The organism is Flammeovirga yaeyamensis, from assembly GCF_018736045.1.
GTDB classification, from domain to species: domain Bacteria; phylum Bacteroidota; class Bacteroidia; order Cytophagales; family Flammeovirgaceae; genus Flammeovirga; species Flammeovirga yaeyamensis.
The window spans coordinates 2,202,036-2,222,889 of sequence record NZ_CP076133.1; the positions used below are offsets into that span (position 1 = coordinate 2,202,036).

14 protein-coding genes are annotated in these 20,854 nt (G+C 34.7%); 3 read left to right on the plus strand and 11 right to left on the minus strand.

The genetic code is table 11. From position 1 onward, the window contains the following. Positions 1–226: 226 nt before the first annotated feature. Together KMW28_RS28315 and KMW28_RS28320 are read right to left on the minus strand one after the other, a co-directional pair. Complete coding sequence (locus KMW28_RS28315) at positions 227–1,774, minus strand: M43 family zinc metalloprotease (RefSeq protein ID WP_169662495.1); 1,548 nt, start codon at positions 1,772–1,774, stop codon at positions 227–229. A 268-nt stretch (positions 1,775–2,042) separates the two neighbouring features. Beyond that, positions 2,043–4,196, minus strand: coding sequence for a GH92 family glycosyl hydrolase (locus KMW28_RS28320; RefSeq protein WP_169662494.1), 2,154 nt, complete (start codon positions 4,194–4,196; stop codon positions 2,043–2,045). Between the two features lie 161 nt (positions 4,197–4,357). Between KMW28_RS28320 and KMW28_RS28325 the strand changes: the two genes are divergently transcribed. After that, positions 4,358–5,221, plus strand: coding sequence for a DUF302 domain-containing protein (locus KMW28_RS28325; RefSeq protein WP_169662493.1), 864 nt, complete (start codon positions 4,358–4,360; stop codon positions 5,219–5,221). A 46-nt stretch (positions 5,222–5,267) separates the two neighbouring features. Here KMW28_RS28325 and KMW28_RS28330 read toward each other — a convergent pair whose 3' ends face one another. From KMW28_RS28330 to KMW28_RS28350, 5 genes are all read right to left on the minus strand, one after another. Beyond that, on the minus strand, positions 5,268–5,690 hold the full coding sequence (locus KMW28_RS28330) for a hypothetical protein (protein ID WP_169662492.1): 423 nt from the start codon (positions 5,688–5,690) through the stop codon (positions 5,268–5,270). 211 nt (positions 5,691–5,901) lie between these two features. Continuing rightward, positions 5,902–7,416, minus strand: a complete 1,515-nt coding sequence (locus KMW28_RS28335; protein ID WP_169662491.1) for an amidohydrolase family protein — start codon at positions 7,414–7,416, stop codon at positions 5,902–5,904. Positions 7,417–7,426: 10 nt separating this feature from the next. Beyond that, complete coding sequence (locus tag KMW28_RS28340; protein ID WP_169662490.1) at positions 7,427–9,472, minus strand: 7TM diverse intracellular signaling domain-containing protein; 2,046 nt, start codon at positions 9,470–9,472, stop codon at positions 7,427–7,429. Between the two features lie 205 nt (positions 9,473–9,677). Then, complete coding sequence (locus KMW28_RS28345) at positions 9,678–9,836, minus strand: hypothetical protein (RefSeq protein WP_169662489.1); 159 nt, start codon at positions 9,834–9,836, stop codon at positions 9,678–9,680. 205 nt (positions 9,837–10,041) lie between these two features. Continuing rightward, complete coding sequence (locus tag KMW28_RS28350) at positions 10,042–10,740, minus strand: protein phosphatase 2C domain-containing protein (RefSeq protein ID WP_169662488.1); 699 nt, start codon at positions 10,738–10,740, stop codon at positions 10,042–10,044. Positions 10,741–10,846: 106 nt separating this feature from the next. Here KMW28_RS28350 and KMW28_RS28355 point away from each other — a divergent pair, with 106 nt between their 5' ends. Both KMW28_RS28355 and KMW28_RS28360 read left to right on the plus strand, forming a co-directional pair. Then, on the plus strand, positions 10,847–11,404 hold the full coding sequence (locus KMW28_RS28355) for a sigma-70 family RNA polymerase sigma factor (protein WP_066215837.1): 558 nt from the start codon (positions 10,847–10,849) through the stop codon (positions 11,402–11,404). 43 nt (positions 11,405–11,447) lie between these two features. Further along, the gene (locus tag KMW28_RS28360; RefSeq protein WP_169662486.1) at positions 11,448–13,754 is read left to right on the plus strand and encodes a serine/threonine protein kinase; all 2,307 of its coding nucleotides are present in this window, start codon (positions 11,448–11,450) and stop codon (positions 13,752–13,754) included. Here KMW28_RS28360 and KMW28_RS28365 read toward each other — a convergent pair. The 4 genes from KMW28_RS28365 to KMW28_RS28380 all read right to left on the minus strand — a co-directional run bounded on the left by KMW28_RS28365 (position 13,751) and on the right by KMW28_RS28380 (position 20,849). Continuing rightward, the gene (locus tag KMW28_RS28365; protein WP_244994576.1) at positions 13,751–14,563 is read right to left on the minus strand and encodes a DUF3307 domain-containing protein; all 813 of its coding nucleotides are present in this window, start codon (positions 14,561–14,563) and stop codon (positions 13,751–13,753) included. The two genes, KMW28_RS28360 and KMW28_RS28365, sit on opposite strands and share 4 nt — an antisense overlap. A 72-nt stretch (positions 14,564–14,635) precedes the next feature. Next, the gene (locus tag KMW28_RS28370; RefSeq protein WP_066215842.1) at positions 14,636–15,265 is read right to left on the minus strand and encodes an AsnC family protein; all 630 of its coding nucleotides are present in this window, start codon (positions 15,263–15,265) and stop codon (positions 14,636–14,638) included. A 197-nt stretch (positions 15,266–15,462) separates the two neighbouring features. Next, a complete protein-coding gene (locus KMW28_RS28375; RefSeq protein ID WP_169662484.1) occupies positions 15,463–16,056 on the minus strand; it encodes a hypothetical protein in 594 nt (197 codons plus the stop codon). A 542-nt stretch (positions 16,057–16,598) separates the two neighbouring features. Next, the gene (locus tag KMW28_RS28380; RefSeq protein WP_169662483.1) at positions 16,599–20,849 is read right to left on the minus strand and encodes a DEAD/DEAH box helicase; all 4,251 of its coding nucleotides are present in this window, start codon (positions 20,847–20,849) and stop codon (positions 16,599–16,601) included. Positions 20,850–20,854: the final 5 nt, after the last annotated feature.

Here is a 20,854-nt window from a genome sequence, read left to right on the forward strand (position 1 = left end):
ATGCATTTTTTTTAAGTATTAAGAAAAAAATACATTTCTTATAATTGCTTTAGAAATGAGGAGATTACATTTAAAAAGATTCAAAAATTTCCACAATCATAAAAATAACCGCTTTTTGATGGCCATTCCTATTTGTTATCTGTATACAAATCAATAAATTTGTGATGCAATTGTACATTCAAAAGTGGTTACAAAAAAGGTTTATCCGATTTTGTGATCGCTTTTTTTATTGCTTCATCACTTTTACAACTTTCTGATTCCCTCCTAAATTCACTTTAATTAAATACAATCCTTTAGGATATTGATGCATATCAACAATTAATTCTTGATAATCGCTTTCGATATGATCCATGTGTGCCCCTTTTAAATTAAAGACATCCACTTCTATATTTTTAAAAGGATGAGCAAAATTTAATTTAACCGAGTGGAAGGTTGGGTTGGGATAAGTTGATACTTCAAATAAATCGTCTTCTAATGAAGTTACCCTAGCCACACTAATATGATTTGCTATGTGAAGCGTGTCTGCCCCAACATCGTTACTGGCAATTAGAGTCACATCAAACTCACCATATTCTCTATACTGCACTCTAGGATGTTGTGCCGATGAAGTGGACGGTGCACCACCTTCAAAAAACCAAGACCATTCTCGAGGACTATTTCTAGTTGAATCTGTAAACGTAATGTATGTGTTGACGTCTAAAGAAGTCGAGTCGGCAACAAAATGAGCATGTGGAACACTTAAAGGAATATGCTTTTCTGACAGTAATAACTCCTTTCTACGAATTGAATTATTAAGCACTATACGCATTCTTGTTTTCTGATCCTGAGTAAAAATATTCATACAATCATCTGGAGTATAGTCCATGTAATTCTCGATCATATCATTTTGATCATTCACAGGGTCTATACAACTATTTCTTGTCATACACACCTGATTCGGTCCATCTTGATTTGGAGTATCATCACAATGATCGTCCACATCGCAATCTCCATCTCCCCAAATATGAATTAGACCTAACCAATGACCAATTTCATGGGTTGTTGTCCGGCCTTTATCATAAGGAGCATGTACATTTAATGTATCTCCAAAAAACTGATATCCAATCACTACCCCATCAGTTGAAGCCATACCTCCAATAGGAGTTAAACCATCTAATCCATCTACATCAGAAGGAACATTTGGAAACTGTGCATACCCTAAAAGATCTGAATTTACCCCTCCAAAAGTACAAGTCCATATGTTTAGATACTTTGTCGGATCCCAGATGGTATGAGGTTTTACAGACATCTGAAACTCATCTGCTGTAAAAAAATCCTCTTCGATCAAAACTCGGTCTACACCAGGCTCTGTTAAAATGTTTTCGTCTTCATCTCTTAAAGCCATTACAAACTCGATTTTCGTGTCCGCTCCCGCTTGATGATCATTAAAACCAGGCGTATTTTCGGTTCTTCGAAAATCTTCGTTTAAAATTCTGATTTGAGATAAAATTTGGGCATTTGCAATATTAGCACCCACACCGACATCGGTTCCGTTGTGAATCACATGAACGACCACAGGAATTTGTATAACATCTTCTTTTATTCTAGCGTTATTGTATTCACTAGTAAGCAGACGCATTTTAGCTTCAAAAGCTTCATCTCCAGGGTGAGTCACATCATTATAATATGGAGAATTTATACTTTTTGTTAAACAACTATTCCTTTTTGGAGTTATTGTTTGAGAGAAACTATATGTCGTAAATAATAGTAATAGAAAAAATATAGATCTTGTCATTTTCGTAATCATGAATAGGCAACTTACAAGATACGAAAAAAGTTGCTTAGTCTTTTTATATGACAAGGATTGCTCCTTTAAATTATACAATTCATCAAAATACTATAACATTAACCACACCCTCAACTTTATTCGTTACAATTTTCGTTTCGACAACTATTGTGACATGAAAACCTCTGCTTTAAGATTATAATTGACCAAAATCAAGATAGCATATTTTAGAATTTTGTAATTATATATTTATAAGGTTTCTTCTTTCAATAATGTTCTAATCAAATTTTAAAACCCCTCCTTTCATAAGTGCATGATAGCTTACTTCGCGTTTTTTGATTTCTTCTCCATTTAATGTAATCTTAGAAACACTTTCCCCTTCTTTAACATTCGAAACGATTTCTAACTTTTTATTATCATGAAGATTCACAATTACATGATTAGTTTGGGGTTTCATCAATGTGAAAGTGGCATTGGCAGAGTTGACAGGATAAAATCCTAGAGTGGTAAAAATATACCATGCACTCATTTGTCCACAATCGTCATTTCCTGTTATTCCATCAGGAGTATTATGATAAAATTCTTTATAGATCTGATCGACAAGTTGTTCTCCTCTCTCTGCCTTATCTGTATAGGCATACAAATAAGCAATATGGTGAGATGGCTCATTCCCATGTGCGTATTGACCAATTAAGGCTTCTTGTCCCAAATGTTTATTATCTCCATGTCCTTCTAAAGTAAAAAAGGTATCCAAAAGCTTCGTAAATTCATTTTTTCCTCCTAAGAGTTCCAAATATCCATTTACATCATATTGCATGGGAGTCCAAGTGTATTGCCAAGCATTAGCTTCTGTGTAATCTCCAGGATTATTCATAGGTGAAGTAGGTTTAAGGGGTTCAAAAGGTGTTCGGAAGTTCCCTTTTATGTCTTTACCTCTCATTAAACCTGTTTCTTTATCAAATAGATTTTTATAGTATGAGGCTCGTTTTTTAAACGTTTTTGCTATCTCATCTTCTCCTAAACTTTCTGCCATCAAGCTCACGCAATAATCATCAAAACCCGATTCTAATGTTCTAGATACTGCTTCATTATCCAATAAATCATATGGGTAATATCCGTATTTATTGTACATCTCCCAATTGGAATTGATATGACTTTGAGTAGAGGTTTCTACCATTGCTGCTAAGGCTTCTTTAGAATCGAAACCGGTAAAACCTTTATTATAGGCATCAACAATTACCGGAATAGAGTGATTACCAATCATACAATAATTATCGTGTCCCCAAGCCGTCCAAATTGGTAAAAATCCAGCAGCTTTATGATGAAGTAACATCGTATTGACAAAGCCATCTACACGTTCGGGTGTAAGAATAGTGTACAACGGATGTGCTGCTCTATAAGTATCCCAAAGTGAAAGTGTAGAGTAATATTCCTTAAAATCTGATTGATGAATCTTATCATCAGCTCCTCTATATTGACCATCTACATCACAAATATTTGAGGGCTGAATGAAGAGATGATACATACCAGTATAGAAATTCTCCATCTGTTTGATATCACCTTCAATTTCTATCAAAGAAAGGTATTTGTTCCATTCTGATTTACTATCTGCCACCACTTGATCAAAGTTCCAATGAGGCAATTCTTTCATCATATTTTGTTTTGCACCTTTCTCACTTACTGAGGATAATGCAATTTTAGCTTTTAATAAATGATCTTTTAAATCGAAATGCAGAACTACCTTTTTTGCTTTTTCTTTGGTTTGTTCATCAATAAAATCAATTGTTTGATATGGTTGATCAAATTCGATGACATAAAAATATTTTTTGTCTACCCAATTGTGAGTATGAGCGTATCCAGAAATAGTTCTTTTGTTTTCATCAAAACTCACTTCCGCATCCATCACTAAATCCAAACTATCTACAATAAATCGAAGCCCATGTTGGAGATTTAAAAAGACATTCCCATGATTTGTCTTGTACCTATATTGATGAAAAGCAACTCTATCTGTGGAGGTTAATTCTACCTCAATATCATCATCAAGTACTACTTTATAATAACCTACTGAGGCGGTTTCTTCTACTTGTTTTGCTTTCCTCTTTAGTTGATTTTCAAAGGGTAGTAACAAAACATCTCCAAATTCGCTAATACCTGTTCCGCTCATGTGTGTCTGAGAAAAGCCTAATATTGTACTGTCTTTTAATTGATATCCACTGGTGTAATCCCAACCTTGGCTAGTATTGTCAGGGCTTGGTTGTACCATAGAGAAAGGTCGGGTTGGACCTGGGAAAGTATGTCCCGTTCCGTCCGTACCAATAAATGGATTAACATATTTGGTGTAATCTTTTTCTTTGAATTGTTCTTCTTGCTTAGAAGTACAAGAAAACATCATCAGAAGGCTGACTAGAATTAGGTATTTATTCGATATCATGAGAAACTATTATTTATTCATCGAATATACTGATTCTTGTTTTTATAATAAATATCTATCTGATATTGCACAAAAAATTGATCTATGTTAAGAAAAATCGGATTTCGAAACTGATTCCGGAATGATTGCGTTGAGAAGGGTGAATCAACAATCAAAAAGAAATGAAAAAATTTAATATTCTTACCGGACTACTTTTACTAGGTTTCTTATCAAGTTTTATTTTGATAAACTCAGATATTCAAAATTCTGTAGACGATTTCACTATTGCAGTAAAAGAAAATACCAAAGACTTTAAACAAATTGTGATCATCGACCATTCAAGATTGGCACAAGAACAAGGAGTTAAGATGCCCCCTTCTATTGTAAATATTTTTTCCAATCCAAAAGTGAATAGTCAATTGCTTTCTGAAGACATACTTATTGGTTTAGATTTACCCTATCGAGTAATAGTTTACGCTGAACCGGAGGCGAATCGTCCAACTGTTGCCTATGCCGATAAAAGCTATTTACAAAAAAGATATTCAATTGATCATCATGCATTAAATACTTTAGAGCATGATTATAAAAAAGCCATTAAACATTTACCAAAAGAAGATATTTCTAAAGTAAATACAGAAGGTCTGACCAAGCATTATGGTATCATAGATATTACATCTGATTACAACTATGAAGAAACCATTGCCCGATTAAAAAAGGCTATACTTTCACAAGGTGATACCCGTTGGTTTTCTGATATTGATTACAAGAAAGAAGCAGAGGAATATGGCGTAGCACTACCAAAAAGTGGTTTGTTATTGTTTGGTGGTCCCGCACCGGGAGGTAAGGCAATGAACAAGTTTCCCAAATTAGGATTGGATGCTTTTTGCCAAAAAATATTGGTCTATGAAGCAGAAGATCAAAAAATACATATTGCATTTAATGATATAGAGGCTTTTGCCAAATTACATTATGGCACATCTGCCATGCCTCATCAAGTGATAAATAAAAGATTAACTACCACTTTTACGAAAGCAATTTCTAAATAAACAAAAAGGTTGTCTCATACTCATGGGACAACCTTTTTCTAAGTCATTATAATTCTGTAATGACAGGAATAGATTCTTGCCAAAATTCGCTGTATTGCATTGATCTTGTAAGAAGTATTTTACCAGAATCCTTGTAATAACTCACGTGTAATAGAATCTTATCATTAACCATAAAGTCAAGATTCGTTACATGAGAAGTAATGTGGAAACTTTTAACTTCTACTTTTTCTACGCCAGAGTTTAGGTATAAAACCAATTCTCCATTATCTGGATTATACAAATAATCGACATCGTTTTCCTGATTCACCTTTAAATATTCATTCAATAGTTCAATAGCAGCTTTACCTTCTGCTACAGATCCATTCAATTTACTTAAAGCATCGTGTGTCAGTTTTTGTCCCTCTCCTGTATGAGCATAGATTGTTGAAAACAAACAAATAAAAGCAAGGGTTAGAATAAAGTTTTTCATTTTAATAAGGGTAAAAGTTCGCTTAATAGTGAAATTTTAAACATTGTATTTCATTTTAAAAATTGAACTAATTTTCAAAAAGAGAAAAAATGTTAATTACCGAAGATTGAGATAATATGTACTACAGCAACTCTACTTGGGTAAGTAACAAAAATAGATCATGAAGAGTTAGAAGAGAAATGAATAACGTGAAATTAATAAATATTCACATTTATACGGATAGTTCTACCTTATCCATTGCGTACCAATGAATATGTTTCTTCATAAAATTATTGATGTTGTTATAAAAAACATCTCTTAAAACAGTCTCTAAAGTTTTATCTTTTGGTATAAAAATATTTTCTTCATTTCTAAATCTTAAGTGATTAAATTCTTTAAATAATAATTCTTCAAATTCAGGGAAGTATTTTACTGTTGGACAACAATCAATTGGATCGATAATTCCGTCAAAATCGGAACCTATACAAACACATGACCATGCTTTTTCATCACCCATTTTATGCACAGTGTACAATAGATTATCTAAAAACATAGCAGCATGGATTCGTCCCAACCTATCTTTGTCATAAAAATCATCCCATTTCGACTTCCCATATTGTTCTTTGAGATGATCTCTAACTGCACGATAATATTCATCGTTGGCAGCTCCAAGTATTCTTTGATCCAAAGAAACACCAAACAAACCTTCAGATTCCATGATGATCTTTAATTCTTCATCACAGAAATTAATTGCCCAAGGATTAAATCGTTGATATTTCTTTTTCTTACCTTCTCTTTTCACATTCTTGACTTTTGCTGCAGCAGCAAAGTCAGGCATACCACTTACTCCACAATGTGATGCCAAGATGGGTGCTTTAAAGCTTCCATCAGAATTACGAATATGTTTTTCATAAAACTCTTTTCTTGCATCGACATGCGTATGTTTTAAATCAATTAAGATTCTATGTTCTTTTGGTTGATTTAAACATTGATCTAAAACAGCTAATCCAATGTCATTAAAAGTAAAATCTGGTGCATCCAATTCACGTTTTACTGGTATTGGAATAAGTTTTGTAACCCCAGGTAGTGGCAAAGCCCAAGATTGTTTTACCATTCTGTTGTTTGCAAAATGACAAAGCGTTAGAGAGAAAATTGGAAGATTTCTTTCGAATTGTAGGAAACGTAAATTCTTTAGTACTTCCTGCTTAAGTTTCTCTCCTTCTGTATTGTATGGCAAATCAGTTAATGCGTGTGCTCCTTCAATACTTAATACAATTTTTGTGATCTCTTCATTATCAAAATCTTCCCTATCGACTGCAATTTTAGCCTCTAAATCCCCATTCTTTTGAATATTTTGTAAGGTCTTTTTTGTATTAATTTCTCCTTCCTCTTGAGTTATCACTGCTAATTCTCTATTCAATATAGTAAAAGCATTGACCCCGTTTTTTGACCATTTTTTTAAGCGGTCCACTTCAAATCCGAAAAATATTTTCGCGATTAATCTATTTTTCCAAGATTTGGTAGCTACAATCTCCACAGGATGAAGTGCAACTACGGCAATCTTGACATTGTTCTCTACTAAAGAAGTTAGATCTGATTGATCATATTGATCCGAAGCAGCTCTTTCAGGCTTATGAATTTCAGGATTATAAACGATTCTATCCCAAATATTCATTCTACCTTCTAACCCCTTATCGACTAAATGTTTTAGTGCTAAATGTATATGTAAGTCAGCGTATTTTCTCATTTAAATTAGGTTACGGCAAGAAACCAATTAAAAGTTGATCGTCAATTTGATGTTGTTCTCCTTGCCAGTTTTTAAGCTCTTTTTCTAAAATTGTTTTTTGATTAGTCAAACGATGATGGGCACTCATTTTTATAACATTCTGTAATCTCTTTCTTGTAAATTTCTTGTCGTTCGGTCCTCCAAATTGATCTTGAATACCATCAGACATGATATAGAAACTCTTGATGTCATCAGTTATTTCGACTTCGTGAGTGATGAATGGATCTCCTTTTTTACGAATACCAAACTCACCTCCGATCGCTCTTTTATTTCCTGGAATCACATCAATTATTCCATTATCTCTAGCAATATATAGTGGGTTTTTAGCCCCAGCATAATGTAGTTTAACGCCTCCATCTGCCCACATGCAAATACTCATGTCCATCCCCTCACGGCTTTTCGATGATTCTTGATTTAAGATAGTTTCCACTTCTTTGTTCATTGCTTCAAGAATATCGGCAGGATCTGAAAGGTATTTTAGAGTAATTACCTCTCTTATTATATTAACAGCCATCATAGAAACAAAAGCACCTGGAACACCATGTCCTGTACAATCTATAGCAGCAATAAAGTTCATTCCTTTAAAATGAGTAAACCAATAAATATCACCAGAAACAACATCCTTTGGATTGTATATCACAAAATGATCTTTTACATGTTTGTTGATATCGTCAGCAGTTGGCAACATCGAATTTTGAATTCTTTTGGCATAAGAAATAGAAGCATTCAGGTCTGAGTTTTTCTTTTTGATGATACTGTGCTGTTCATAAACTTGCTCGATCATCGTGTTCAACTCTTCATTGGAAGACTTCAGCTCCTCTGTTCTTTCGTTTACTTTAAATTCTAATATCTTATTCTGATCTAACAAAAGATTTTCTTTATCTTTCTTTAAATCATTGATTTTCTGACCCACAGCAAAAGATAAAGTCAACATTTCTAGTGTGGATCCAATTTGCCAAGCATAATCAGTTAATAGAGTATATTCGAAGATGTTGGCACCACATAATACAAAGTAAACGGATGCTGTCATATAAAATCCCCAAGCCAATAAGAATAGCTTAGCTGACTTCATTCCCTTACTCATCAATTGAATACTAGTATAAGTAAACGTAATGATACAAAGTAATCCTGATGTCTGATTCATCAGTGAACTTACCAGGTTGAAGCCTAAAAGAACACTAATTATACTGCCTCCCCAAAGGGCAAATAGAAAGTAAAAGACTTTATTAAAAATCGGGAAAGACGATTTTATTTTCAAGAAGTTATAGGCAAAAAGTACCGAGAAGAAGCCCCCTATTGCAGGCCAGATTGGTCCTCTATCAGCTATAAATTTCAGTTCTCCCCAAAGGTGGGCATCATGCCCTTGGAAGTGGGCTACCATTAAACCTGTAGCTAACACATATAACACATAATACAGGTAGTTTTTATCTCTTGCTGTTAAATAGATAATGAGGTTATACAACATCATAATGATGATAATACCATAGTATATACCATCTGCAATAGATGTTCTGTAAATGTATTCCAAGTAGTTTGATGAGGTCCCTACATACGTCCAAAATTGTAAATAAGTGGCATCAATCTTTAAATAGAAATATCTATTCGGATTAAAATTATCTGGAATATTAAAGTATATATTCGGAATTTGATACTCTAATGATGAAAAGGACTTTTTGTATCCTGCTTCTTTTGTATCAAAATCGATTTTACCTACTGGAATATACAATTCAGCATTTTCGATTAATGCTGTTTTAAGATGTAATACTTGATTTTGTCTAAAATCTTCTAGTTTAAACCTACACCAAATGGTCGCTTTGTTATTTCCGAAGTTTAGAACATCATCTGTATGGTTATGAAATTTGGTTAATTCTATACTTGATATATCCACTTCATGCTTTTCATCCACATAATAATCGACATCAACACTAATATTAGTTGGGCTATTCGCATTTTTGGCTGATACAGAGCCACAAAAAATAGATAAAAGAAGAAGTATGTAGTTAATCTTTAAGAACATTCTGTTGCTTTTATTCAATACTGGTTCAGTAAAAAAATCTGAAACCTATTAAAAAAATAATAGTTTATCTCTCGAAAGATAACAATATAAGAGTGGATAAAAAAATTATCAATTTAAAGTTTAATACGAAATAAATAGATTTTTTAAAATACTCTTATTTGACACAAAAAAAGGCCATTTTATTTGATCTAAAATAGCCTTAATTTTATTTTCTAGAGATTGAAATCTCCTTTTGTAAATCTTGTTTCTTTTCGCCTTGTTCGTTTTTTTGATTCAACAATGGCATTAATAAAAGTGGAATTAATAGCAACCCCAGAATACTGAATATGATGGTTCCGAACAAACCATTATTTAATTGTCTCATTTTGTTAGTTAGATTATTGACCGATATTTAGTAATAAAAGAGAAATTTATTCCATTGATTAGGTTTAACTCTTTCGTTTTCATTGGCAATATGTCTAACAAGCAAAAAATAGAATATCAATCAATATCACTTGATTACCATGATATTTATCAGTGATTTTAAATGGGCTACATCAATCTTTTCGTTGGGTTATGAAATTTGTAAATTATACACTAATTAGCTCCTCTTTTTTAGTAAATTTAAAAAAGCTGACATCATCAGAAAATTCTAATAAATTTAAACGGTCTTGCCAATTTTCTTCTTTTAAAATTTCAGTTATTTCTTCCTCTTTGGAGATACACTTCAATAAACCATCAGTCGCTATACCAAAAGACTCTTTAAAATAAGTTTCCTGAATGATCACTTGATCCTTGACCCAATCTTTATAGGAATCTCCCAAGTGATAGCATATAAAATTGGGATAATTATTCTGATCGAATTCTTCAATTTTATTATCTGTGATAATACAACCATCCCCTGCCATTAAATACCATATTTGTTTTGTACGTGTATTAATTAAAGCTACGATAAGAGTAGAAGCCAACTCTGAATAAGACAAATCTAAATGCTGTTGTACATTTTGTAATTGCACAAAAAATGAACGAGTTATATGCATTCCTAAACTAAACAGACTATATGATTTCAATAATTCTTCTCCATGTATATCGGTCTGATCAGGAAGATTTTTAGCAATCTTCTTTAGTAGTTTAGAAAATAGTGCAGAAGCGAAATGACTTTCCTCTCCTGTCGAACATCCATCCATCACGGCAATTAATGAGATGTTCTGTGATAATGAAGTAGTAAACATCGCATCTTCGTTATGATGCTCATGATTTACACTTCTTTTATAAAATTTTTCTATCATCTTTTTTCTTTAATAGGGTTTTTATTGATCGATTCCCCTATTAAGGGTGTATAATTCTTTGGGTAATAATTTGAAATCATTTAGATTTAAACTAAACTTCATCAAAATGGATAAGAAAGAAATATCTCAGTTACTGAATCAAATTGAATTTTCTCAGGCTAAGGAAAAGCTATATCCCTTAGTATATGATAACCTCCATGAAATTGCGGAGAAGCTTTTTCGTAGAGAGAGAAGTGATCATACCTTACAACCTACGCTTTTGGTTAATGAAGCCTATATGAATCTGGTTGATCAAGATCAAATCAATTGGCAAGGCAGAACACATTTCTTTGCTGTGGGTGCACAAGCTATTCGTCGTATTTTGGTACATCATGCAAGAACGAAAAATGCTCAAAAAAGAGGGGGCGGCGTACATAATTTAGAACTAGAAGAAGGTATTGCTTTCACTCCTGAAAAAGAAGGGATGGTTTTAGATATCCATGAGGGTTTGGAACATTTGGAAAAAGTACACCCTAGACAGGCACAAGTTGTAGAACTGAAGTTTTTTGGTGGGTTAAAAATGCAGGAAATTGCCGATGAATTAGGTGTTTCCATCAAAACCATTGAGGTGGATTGGAAAGTAGCCAAAGCTTGGCTGAAGAAGTTTATGAAGACCGAACAATAAACTTTCCGGTACTAATTAATACTATTATACAACAGACGTTAGAGTGGGAGAAGGGAATAATTTACACGAAAGGGCTACTGAAATCTTAGGTAAGATCATGGACTTACCTAAAGAGGAGGCTTTAAAGCACATAGATGAACTATGCGGGGACGATCATTCGTTAAAGAATGAAGTCTTATCGTTGTATAGTGAGTTTACGGTAATGCCTGCCAAAAAAGAAAAAAGTAAACCCAAGACTAATCCCAACTTTAATATATTATCTGTTGAAGGAAATACGGGCTTCTTCTCTAACCTTCGTTCCAAGCTTTTATCTAAAAAAGGAAGTCGCTTGATTGTTATTTTCTCACTGATGATTGGACTTCTTTTCCTAGGGTTCTTCATCAGAAAGCAAGTGTATAACAGTATTTTTAATGACGTTTTAGAGGAAAGATATGCGCTCATTCAATCGAATAAACTGATATTGAACGATTGGGTGAATCATAAAAAAGAAACCATACAGCGTTACGCCTCAGCCAAAATAATAAAACGTTTGGCAGTAACGGTAGATAGTATCGATAACCTCGACCTCACTACTAAGGAGAAAAATAGACTCCTTCAACCTTATTCCAATCGATTAAAAGAAATTACAAGAATTCTCAATTCTGGTGATCTAGGCATATTGGATGCACAATCGCCAAGAATATTATTAAATACATTTTTAGCTACTGATTCTACTTTAGCAGAATCGAACAATATTCGATTAAGTAAAGCCTTCTATGATTATTACTTAAGACTGACGGATGGTGAAACCATTTTCTTCCCTCCTATGCATCATAACAATCTCATATATGATGGTATAGTCTTTTATGAAGAATCTGATTGTGGTTTTATGACACCCATTTATGATGAAGAAGGTAAAATCTCTGCTTTCCTATTCTTTGCATTAGTTGCACAAGAAGGGTTTACTGATATCTTCAAGTACAGTCATTATGGAAAATCATCTAAAACATATGCTATCGATGGAGAAGGTCGAATGGCTTCTGAAAGTCGCTTTTTAGATGACATAAAAGGACCCTATCAACTGGATACTCTTGATCGTCCAACAGCTATATATTATCTATTCGTTGAAGATCCTGGTGCAAACCTTATGGATGGCGGCATTCCTGATCAAAATAAAATGGAACGTGAGCCAACGAAAATTGCTAAAGCATTGGGAAATCATGTATTTGAGGGCGGACCTATTTCTGGAAAAATTCCTGAAGCCTATAATGACTACAGAGGAGTAAAAGTAATTGGGGCGTACGAATATCTTCCTTTACTAAATATTGGTATTATCTCGGAAGTAGACGAGGAAGAGGCCATGAGTATACTTCCTAAAATAGATTTCCTATTAGGTATTCTATATGTGATTATCTGTGTGTCTCTTTTCTTACTTTATCACTCCAACATTACGTTATTGCAGTATAATAAACGCATCAAGAAATTGGGTGAAATGGGTCAATATCACTTAATTGATAAAATTGGTGAAGGTGGATTTGGTGAGGTATACAAAGCTGAACACAGTTTATTGAAGATGCCTGTGGCGATCAAATTATTAAAACAAGGGAGTACTGAGGACAGTATTCAACGTTTTGAGAAAGAAGTTAAAATCACCTCTTCTCTAAAACATCCGAATACCATTAAAGTATATGATTTTGGACGATCGCCTCAAGGACAATTCTACTATGTAATGGAATACATTAATGGCATCACTTTATCTAAAATCCTTGAGATCGAGAAAAAATTACCTATTGAACGTATCGTTTATGTCTTGAGAATGGTGTGTTACAGTTTGAGAGAAGCACATCAGAATCATCTTGTTCATAGAGATATTAAACCGTTAAATATTATGCTTTCTCAACAAGGAGGGGCATTTGACCAAGTGAAATTATTGGACTTTGGTTTGGTAAAAGACTTGGAGAGCCAGGAAAACACTCAGCTTCATAAAATTGGAGGCACCCCTATGTTTATGGCTCCAGAACGTATGAGAGATCCTTACAATAACGATCATAGAGTCGATATTTATTCTATTGGTGCCTTAGGTTTATATCTATTGAGTGGTCGCTTTTTAGTGGAATTGGTTTCTCAAAAAGTGATGTCAGGAGAAGAAACCATCCAAGGTAACTTTAGAGACAAGTTAATTGACCGTGAGGATGTTCCACAAGAATTAAAAGATATGCTTTTAGAGTGTATCCGATTTGATCCTGAAAAAAGGGTGCAACATATTGACGATTTCATCGATTTATTGGAGCAACTTCAACATCAATATCCTTGGACGCAAAAAATGGCGAAAGATTGGTGGAAAACATATGATGAGTATTCCATCAATTAGTCTTGGAATACTTTTAAGGCATCCCCTCCCAAACATAATAGACCTGTGAAAATCGCCAAGGAGAAACTGATTAATGTCCCAATCAATATATATTCCGTCATCTGACGATCTTTTCCACCTTTTAAATCTCCAAAACGGAAAACTGACTTCGCTGTCAATAAAAAGCCAATAGATCGCAGGTCGCCATTCAATACAAAAGTAAGAATCAAGATACGTTCTAAAATTCCAATCCACTGCCCCGCATCGACCAATGAAGCATATACCGAACGATCGTTTTGGAACTTGGTATTCTTCTGAAATTTAAACTTCTTTTCTAACCTTTTGGGATCATTTTCTTTGAGATCAATCTCCACTTCCATCGTATTATCGTAAGCATCTTGAATGATCTGCGAGCTCTGAGGAGTCCATCTTTTCAATAACACTTTCATGATAATTCCCACGGGAACGGTCACAAAAAGATAAGCCGCTAGAATATTCCAAGGGAGTTCAATAGCATACAAGTCTTTTAATATGGCTGTATAATTGAGTTTGTAGGAGATGAAACCTAAAGTAATGATATGAAGGGCTTGATCCAGTAAGAAAAATAAGGTATTGTATTTCTCCCATCTTTTTGATGCAAACGTCTTGGTTAAATCAATAATAGCATGAAGGGATGTCAGTAAAATTGTCGAAAAAAACACTTTCCCTACCCCACTTTCTTCCACCACCATAAACTGATGTGCAAAAACGGCTGTATAACAAACCCCATGTATTAGAATATGATTCCAATACGCTTGGGAGAAATACGTTTCAGCCTTTTCTTTAGCCATCTTCTCTGTTTGAAAAATGAAGTCTGCTAAAAAATGTGCGAATAAGAGCTTAAAAAAGAGGATATTCATAAGTTAGTTGATAAGAAGAATTATTTTCTGAGAGAACCAATTGAGGTAATTCACCAAGCCTTCCAAATTATCTTTCTGTATTCTTTTATGGATTGCTGGCTGAGAAACTCCGACTAGTTCTGCCAATTCTTTTTGTTTTGTTACTCCTAAAAGGTAGTGTTTTGCTACTGTAAAACTACTAAATGACCAATTGGATATCAAATGTTCGATGAGTTGAACGGATTCTTGGAAACCAATAAGGTCGTAATCCCAGGTAGTGGCTATCGAAAGTCGTCTTTGAGATTGATGAAATTTATCAAAATTCCTACCTGACAATTTATAGGCTTGTCCATCGGAACTCATCACATTATCTCCTTCGAAACCTTCTTTTCCTATACCTATACTTATACGAACATCAATCTTTAAATCGTAGAGTTCCTTCTTGGCATTAATAAAAACCCTCAAAAGTACCGCCAAATAAAGACTTTTACTCGGGTCTGTCAGTTCTATCTGAAAACTATCGCCACGGAATATATCCCAACGAATATCCTCAAAAAATGGAAGGTTCATAACCTCCTCAATGCAAGACGACCAAAGATCGTTGTCTCTTGTCTTTGTAGAAGAAACAATGTCTGCTGTTAATATTGCAATCATGACTAAAAATATAACCTTAGGAGTTATAATCAAAATATATTACCAAATAAGTTATGAATTGAAATTATAACCTATTAAGTTATATCAGTAAATTATTATCGAAATTTTGGTTTTATGAATCGTAAAAAATAACCATATATGTTATAAATTTAAAATATAACTTATATGGTTATTTCATCAATATATAACCTATTTGATTATAACCCTAATTCAGATTTTCTAGTTTTGATTAACTGGGCTACATCCAATTTAGAATTCTTTTCTATGGTATTATCCACCACCAACAATTGGTAGGTTTTCCCTTTTTCCTTAAATAATATTTCTTGTCCGATTTTTAAATCAACACCACTATTCGAAAAAGGAGATAAATTGGGATTCATCACCCCCGGAATAATCAAAGGAATTGATTTAGACGTGTTGTTTCTTAAAGTGAAAGTTACAAAAGGCTCTTTCATAGCCACTGCTTCTCGAGTAGTTTCCTGGGTAGAGATCTTCACCCTCATAGGCTTATCAGATGAATTACTTAAATGTAAAATCCCTTCTTTCTCGACGAGAACAATCTCTTTTCGATGAGCATTTAATCCAAATCCTCTGATGTTCTCCCCAGAAAATTTGTTTAACACCTGAACGCCTAGTTCTTCCCCACTCAGATTGTCGACTGAACAGGAATACATATCATAATTCGAAATATCATAATCAAGGGTTTGCTGGGCGGGAATGACGACTACAGTTTTGGAGGTAGAACACGAGAAAAATAGTAAAACGAGTGTAATGAGCGATAGCGTTTTCATAGTTGAAGGAAGTTAATGGTTGAAAAACAGATAACTTATTTGTGGCTTATTTTGTTTAAGACAATTGTTTTTGGGTAGAAATTAAAAATGAAAAGTTAAAAATGAAAAACGTGAAATGTAGATCTAACGCTCGTTTGATCATTATTTTTCACATATATCGTTCATGATTTAATTTCTGTTTCAAAAATTATTAGGGTTACGGTTTTGTGTCTCTGATTAGCAAAATTAAATTTCAATACATTGAAGTAAAAAACGAGCGTTAAAATAACATTTCACGTTTTTCATTCTTCATTTTTAACTTTTCATTTGAACACGAGATCGGGAGATCTCTAACGTTAATAGGCACTGATGACGCTGCGCTTAACATCAGCGCCAGTGTCTTCCTAACTCCCAATACAAAAAATCCACAGAATTAAAATCCTGGGCTTTCGATACTCCTCCCCTTACTTCTTACCTTTTACCTCTTACTTCTATTAATAAATCATCCTTAAAAAAAAGACTCTCCCCCTTAGTTTCTTAGTTCCTTAGTTCCTCAGTTCCCCCTACGGTTTCAACAACGTCTCATTCGCCTGCAACAACTTCAATAACTCTTGCGTATTGAGCTTCGACGCCTTAGACGTTCCCGATAGTAGGTCGTCGGCAAGTTCTCTTTTGTCGGAGTGGAGGGCGATCATCTTTTCTTCGATGGTGTTTTTGGTGATCATGCGGTAAACAGTCACTGGTCGGTCTTGGCCAATACGGTGGGCTCTGTCGGTGGCTTGATCTTCTACTGCCGGGTTCCACCATGGGTCCATATGGATAACATAATCGGCTGCGGTGAGGTTTAGACCTGTGCCTCCGGCTTTGAGTGAAATGAGGTAAACATCGCCTAAACCTTTTTGGAAATCGGAGATGCCTTTTTCTCTTTTCTTAAGCGGTGTCGATCCGTCTAAATATTGATAGGTGAAACCTTCGTCTTCGATGGCATTTTTGATTAGTTGTAAAAAGCCTACAAACTGACTAAAAATGAGGGCTCTGTGTCCGCCTTTCTTTAGTTCGTGGAGGGTTTCTAAAAGGAGTTTGATTTTACTTCCTTGCAACGTCCAAGTATGATCTATCAGTTGAGGGTGACAACATAATTGACGTAGTTTTGTGAGTTCTGCCAATACTTGAAGTGTGGCATCTTTTTGCTCTTTGGATTGCAGAATGCCTTCGATTTCTTCAAGTGCAGTTCGGCGATGTGCTTCGTATAAAGTAAGTTCATCGTCGTTGAAATCGACAGACAATACCGATTCTGTTTTTGGAGGAAGTTCATCCAATACTTCGCTTTTCTTACGACGAAGGATGAATGGTGCAATTAGTTTTCTAAGTACTTTTTTGGCTGACTTTGCATGGTGTTCATCACCTGATTCGGTAATTCTTAAGATAAAGTTCTTGTTGAACGATTCCCAATTTCCGAGTAAGCCTGGATTGATGAATTCGAATAAATTCCACAGTTCGGCCAAGTTATTTTCAATAGGCGTACCTGTAGTAATCACTCTCATTTTACCATTCAATTGCATGGCTACTTGAGAACGCTTCGTAGTTTTATTTTTAATGGCTTGGGCTTCATCAAGTAGTACGATGTTCCAATCTTTCTCTACCATTTTCTTGTAGTTGGTTTGAAGCAATCCATAACTACAAATGATGATATCATACTCCTTAGCGTCTTTAATCAGTTGATCTCTATCCGCTGAAGCTGATAATAATTTAGGCGTGATTGTCGGTGCAAACTTTCTGATTTCACTCACCCAGTTGAACGTTACAGAAGTTGGAGCGATCACTAAAGAAGGACCATCTGATGCTTTATCGAGCATTAGTGCTAGACCTTGTAATGTTTTACCCAGACCCATGTCATCAGCCAAACAAGCACCTCCACCCCAAGTGGCTAAACGTGATAACCACTGATAACCGTCTTGTTGGTAATCTCTTAAATCGGCTTGTAAAGTAGTTGGTAGTGGATAGACTTTCCCGTTGGTCTCTTCAATTTTAGATTGAAGGGTAGTCCAAGAGTCGTCGGCTCTCACCAAAGCTTCTTTTGATAATGCATTCAGCACCCCATAAGAAGCCATTCGGTGGACTCTAAATTCTAATTTATCTTCGACCCCAATACTTGTTAGGGCTTGTAATTGTTTTCTTAAATTATCGGTAAGGGCTACGAATTCATTTTCTTTGATCTCTACATATTTACTGTTCGGATCGTTACGGAATTGTTTCATTAAGTCAGTTAATGAAACCACCACTTCCTCGTTGATCTGAACGTCTCCACCAATGGCAAACCAATCTCTTTTCTTGTTTTGGATTTGCATATTGATGTTGCTCCCCGATACATTACCCAATAGCTTAAATCGTGCTCCTTTTGGCCACTCTACTACGGGTTGAACATCACCTTTCTGCAATTCGAGTAAGGTGTTTAATGTCTCTTCTCTATCTCTCAACTCCCAGGCAAAATGACCATCGTGTGTCATTTCCAAATGAGGTCGATGATAGAAGAACTGAGAAATTATTTCTTCTTCCTGCTTTAAATTACGCTTGCATCTTGTGCGTTCTCTATCAATCTCCTCTACTAAAACCTCCTTTCCTTTTGCTGGAGTTACATAAGGAGGATGCGTTTTATAAGGCTTCATAAAGATCTCTAAAAGGATGTTATTCCCTCTTGGAGACAATAAAGCATGTATGGTATTATCGGCCATCACTTCTGGTAACTCCTCTTGGATTTCCTCTACATGAGAATGCACATTGATACTGTGCCCCAAAGAAGCCACGACCGTTTTTAATTGTTCTTTCGCCGATTTTGGAATGATCACATCAGTAGGAAAATTGACCGACCATGACTTGACGTTTTTATCTACATCATAATAAATTACTCTGGTGGCTGTTTCCCTTTTTACTGGGAAATCAATGTTGACGTCTTTATCAAAAAATAATTTATAGGTGTCTTTATATTCTGTGATGTGCAATTCCATCGGTCGTTTTTCGACAATCACAGAAACGTTATCATCACTTTCTAAAACCACATTGGGATGACCAGGAAGTAGTTTCCATACTTCCAAAACATCATAATCTACATATCCTCTACCATACGTTTTTACCGCTTTTGATAGAATATCCTGATCGATGTCCAACATGCCTTTGATCTGCTTGGTCATCAATTTACGATCAGATATTTTCTTGGGTTTGGACCATTTACCTGATTTCAATTTGGTTTGTTCCATAGGCTGAACATACAATTGATGATCGGCCACTACCCAAAGTAATCGAGATTCTGATTTTCCTTTTGAGGCTTGTTTCTTATTCTTCTTAAAGTCTTCCGCTAGTGTATTGATTTTCTTCAATACCACTTCCCACTCTTCTTCTTCAGAGACAGATAAGAACTCGGTAATCTTTACAAATTCATCGTTAATTAAATATTCCAGTTCGAACTCATCGTCGTAGCCTTCCTCCTTTAATGCCTGATGTGCCTCGGCTAAAATCGAAGCATACCATTCATAACCGTATTTAGAGAATTTCAACACCTGTTCTGGAATGATACTAAAATCTAAAGGCGATAAATTGAATTCCTTTCCAAATACTTTAGCCAATAACCAAGCAACATTGGCTAAGATAAAAGGATGTAATTTGATGGATCTATTCGTGATTAATTCGATGGCTAAATTCTTTAAAGAATAGCGATCGTGCTCACAATCTATTGCACTATTGTTTCTGTAGATCATCTGAAGATCCAGAACAATATGAGCTAATTTAGTATTGAAGTTTTCTTTTTTGGCTGCGGTAGAATTGTATCTATTTCTTTGGACTTGAATATCGTCGGCTTGTAGTTTTAAAATAAGAACTCCTAATGTTGCTTCTTTATCTACACTATTGAACGACCACCCTTTTGAACTCTTCTTTGTTTTTTCTTTTGATGCGTCTTTAATCCCTGCCTCATAAAGATATAAGGCCAAAGCTTCTTTATATTTTTTTGATAAGAAGAGCGCTTCACTTTTATGTTGGCTAAGATCAACTTCAATATCATCAGATAATTTTAGAGTGGAAGCATCAATATCCAATCGACAAACTGATATGTACTCCTTGATATAGGTTTGTAAGACAGTATCATGAATGACAGATGGAATTAATGGTTCGATAAGATTTAGATCTGCATCTCCATTTTCAATCTCTTTTAAAAGAATAAATGGCAATCGATTCTTGATGTCCGCATCTAAATCAAAGAATCTTTGGGTCTCGAAATAACCAAACTGAACTAGCGTATGATAACCAAAGAACAGATTCATTTTATAGTTTGAACCTACCCCATCAAAATTCAAATACTGAGTAAAAATATATTGAAGCTGACCATCAGAAAGGATAAAATCCCTTAAAGCATTTTCCAATTTAAACTCAGATCTACCCCATGATTCTACATATGGAGGGAGAGTCGATTGCAAAATGCTTAGGCACTCTGATACCAGTGCATCTTTTCTCTTAGAAAAATGATAAACTGCAAATAGAAAATGTTCTAAAGAATTGGCGTGATAATACTTGCCGTTTTGTACCTGAAAAGGGGTAATCATCCCCAAAACTTCCATTTCTTCACAGGCTTGTTGCACCGACCTCTTTTGTGCTGATCGTGTCTGATCTGAAAAATAAGGTGTAATAATTCCTTCGACAATACTGCGTGCTTCCCCTCTGAAACCAACAGTGAGGAGAACGGTTGTATAAATATCGAGAGTAGTTTGATTGACACCTTCAAACTGTTTTTCTACAGATTTAAATTGATCAAAATTGAAAGTCATACTGA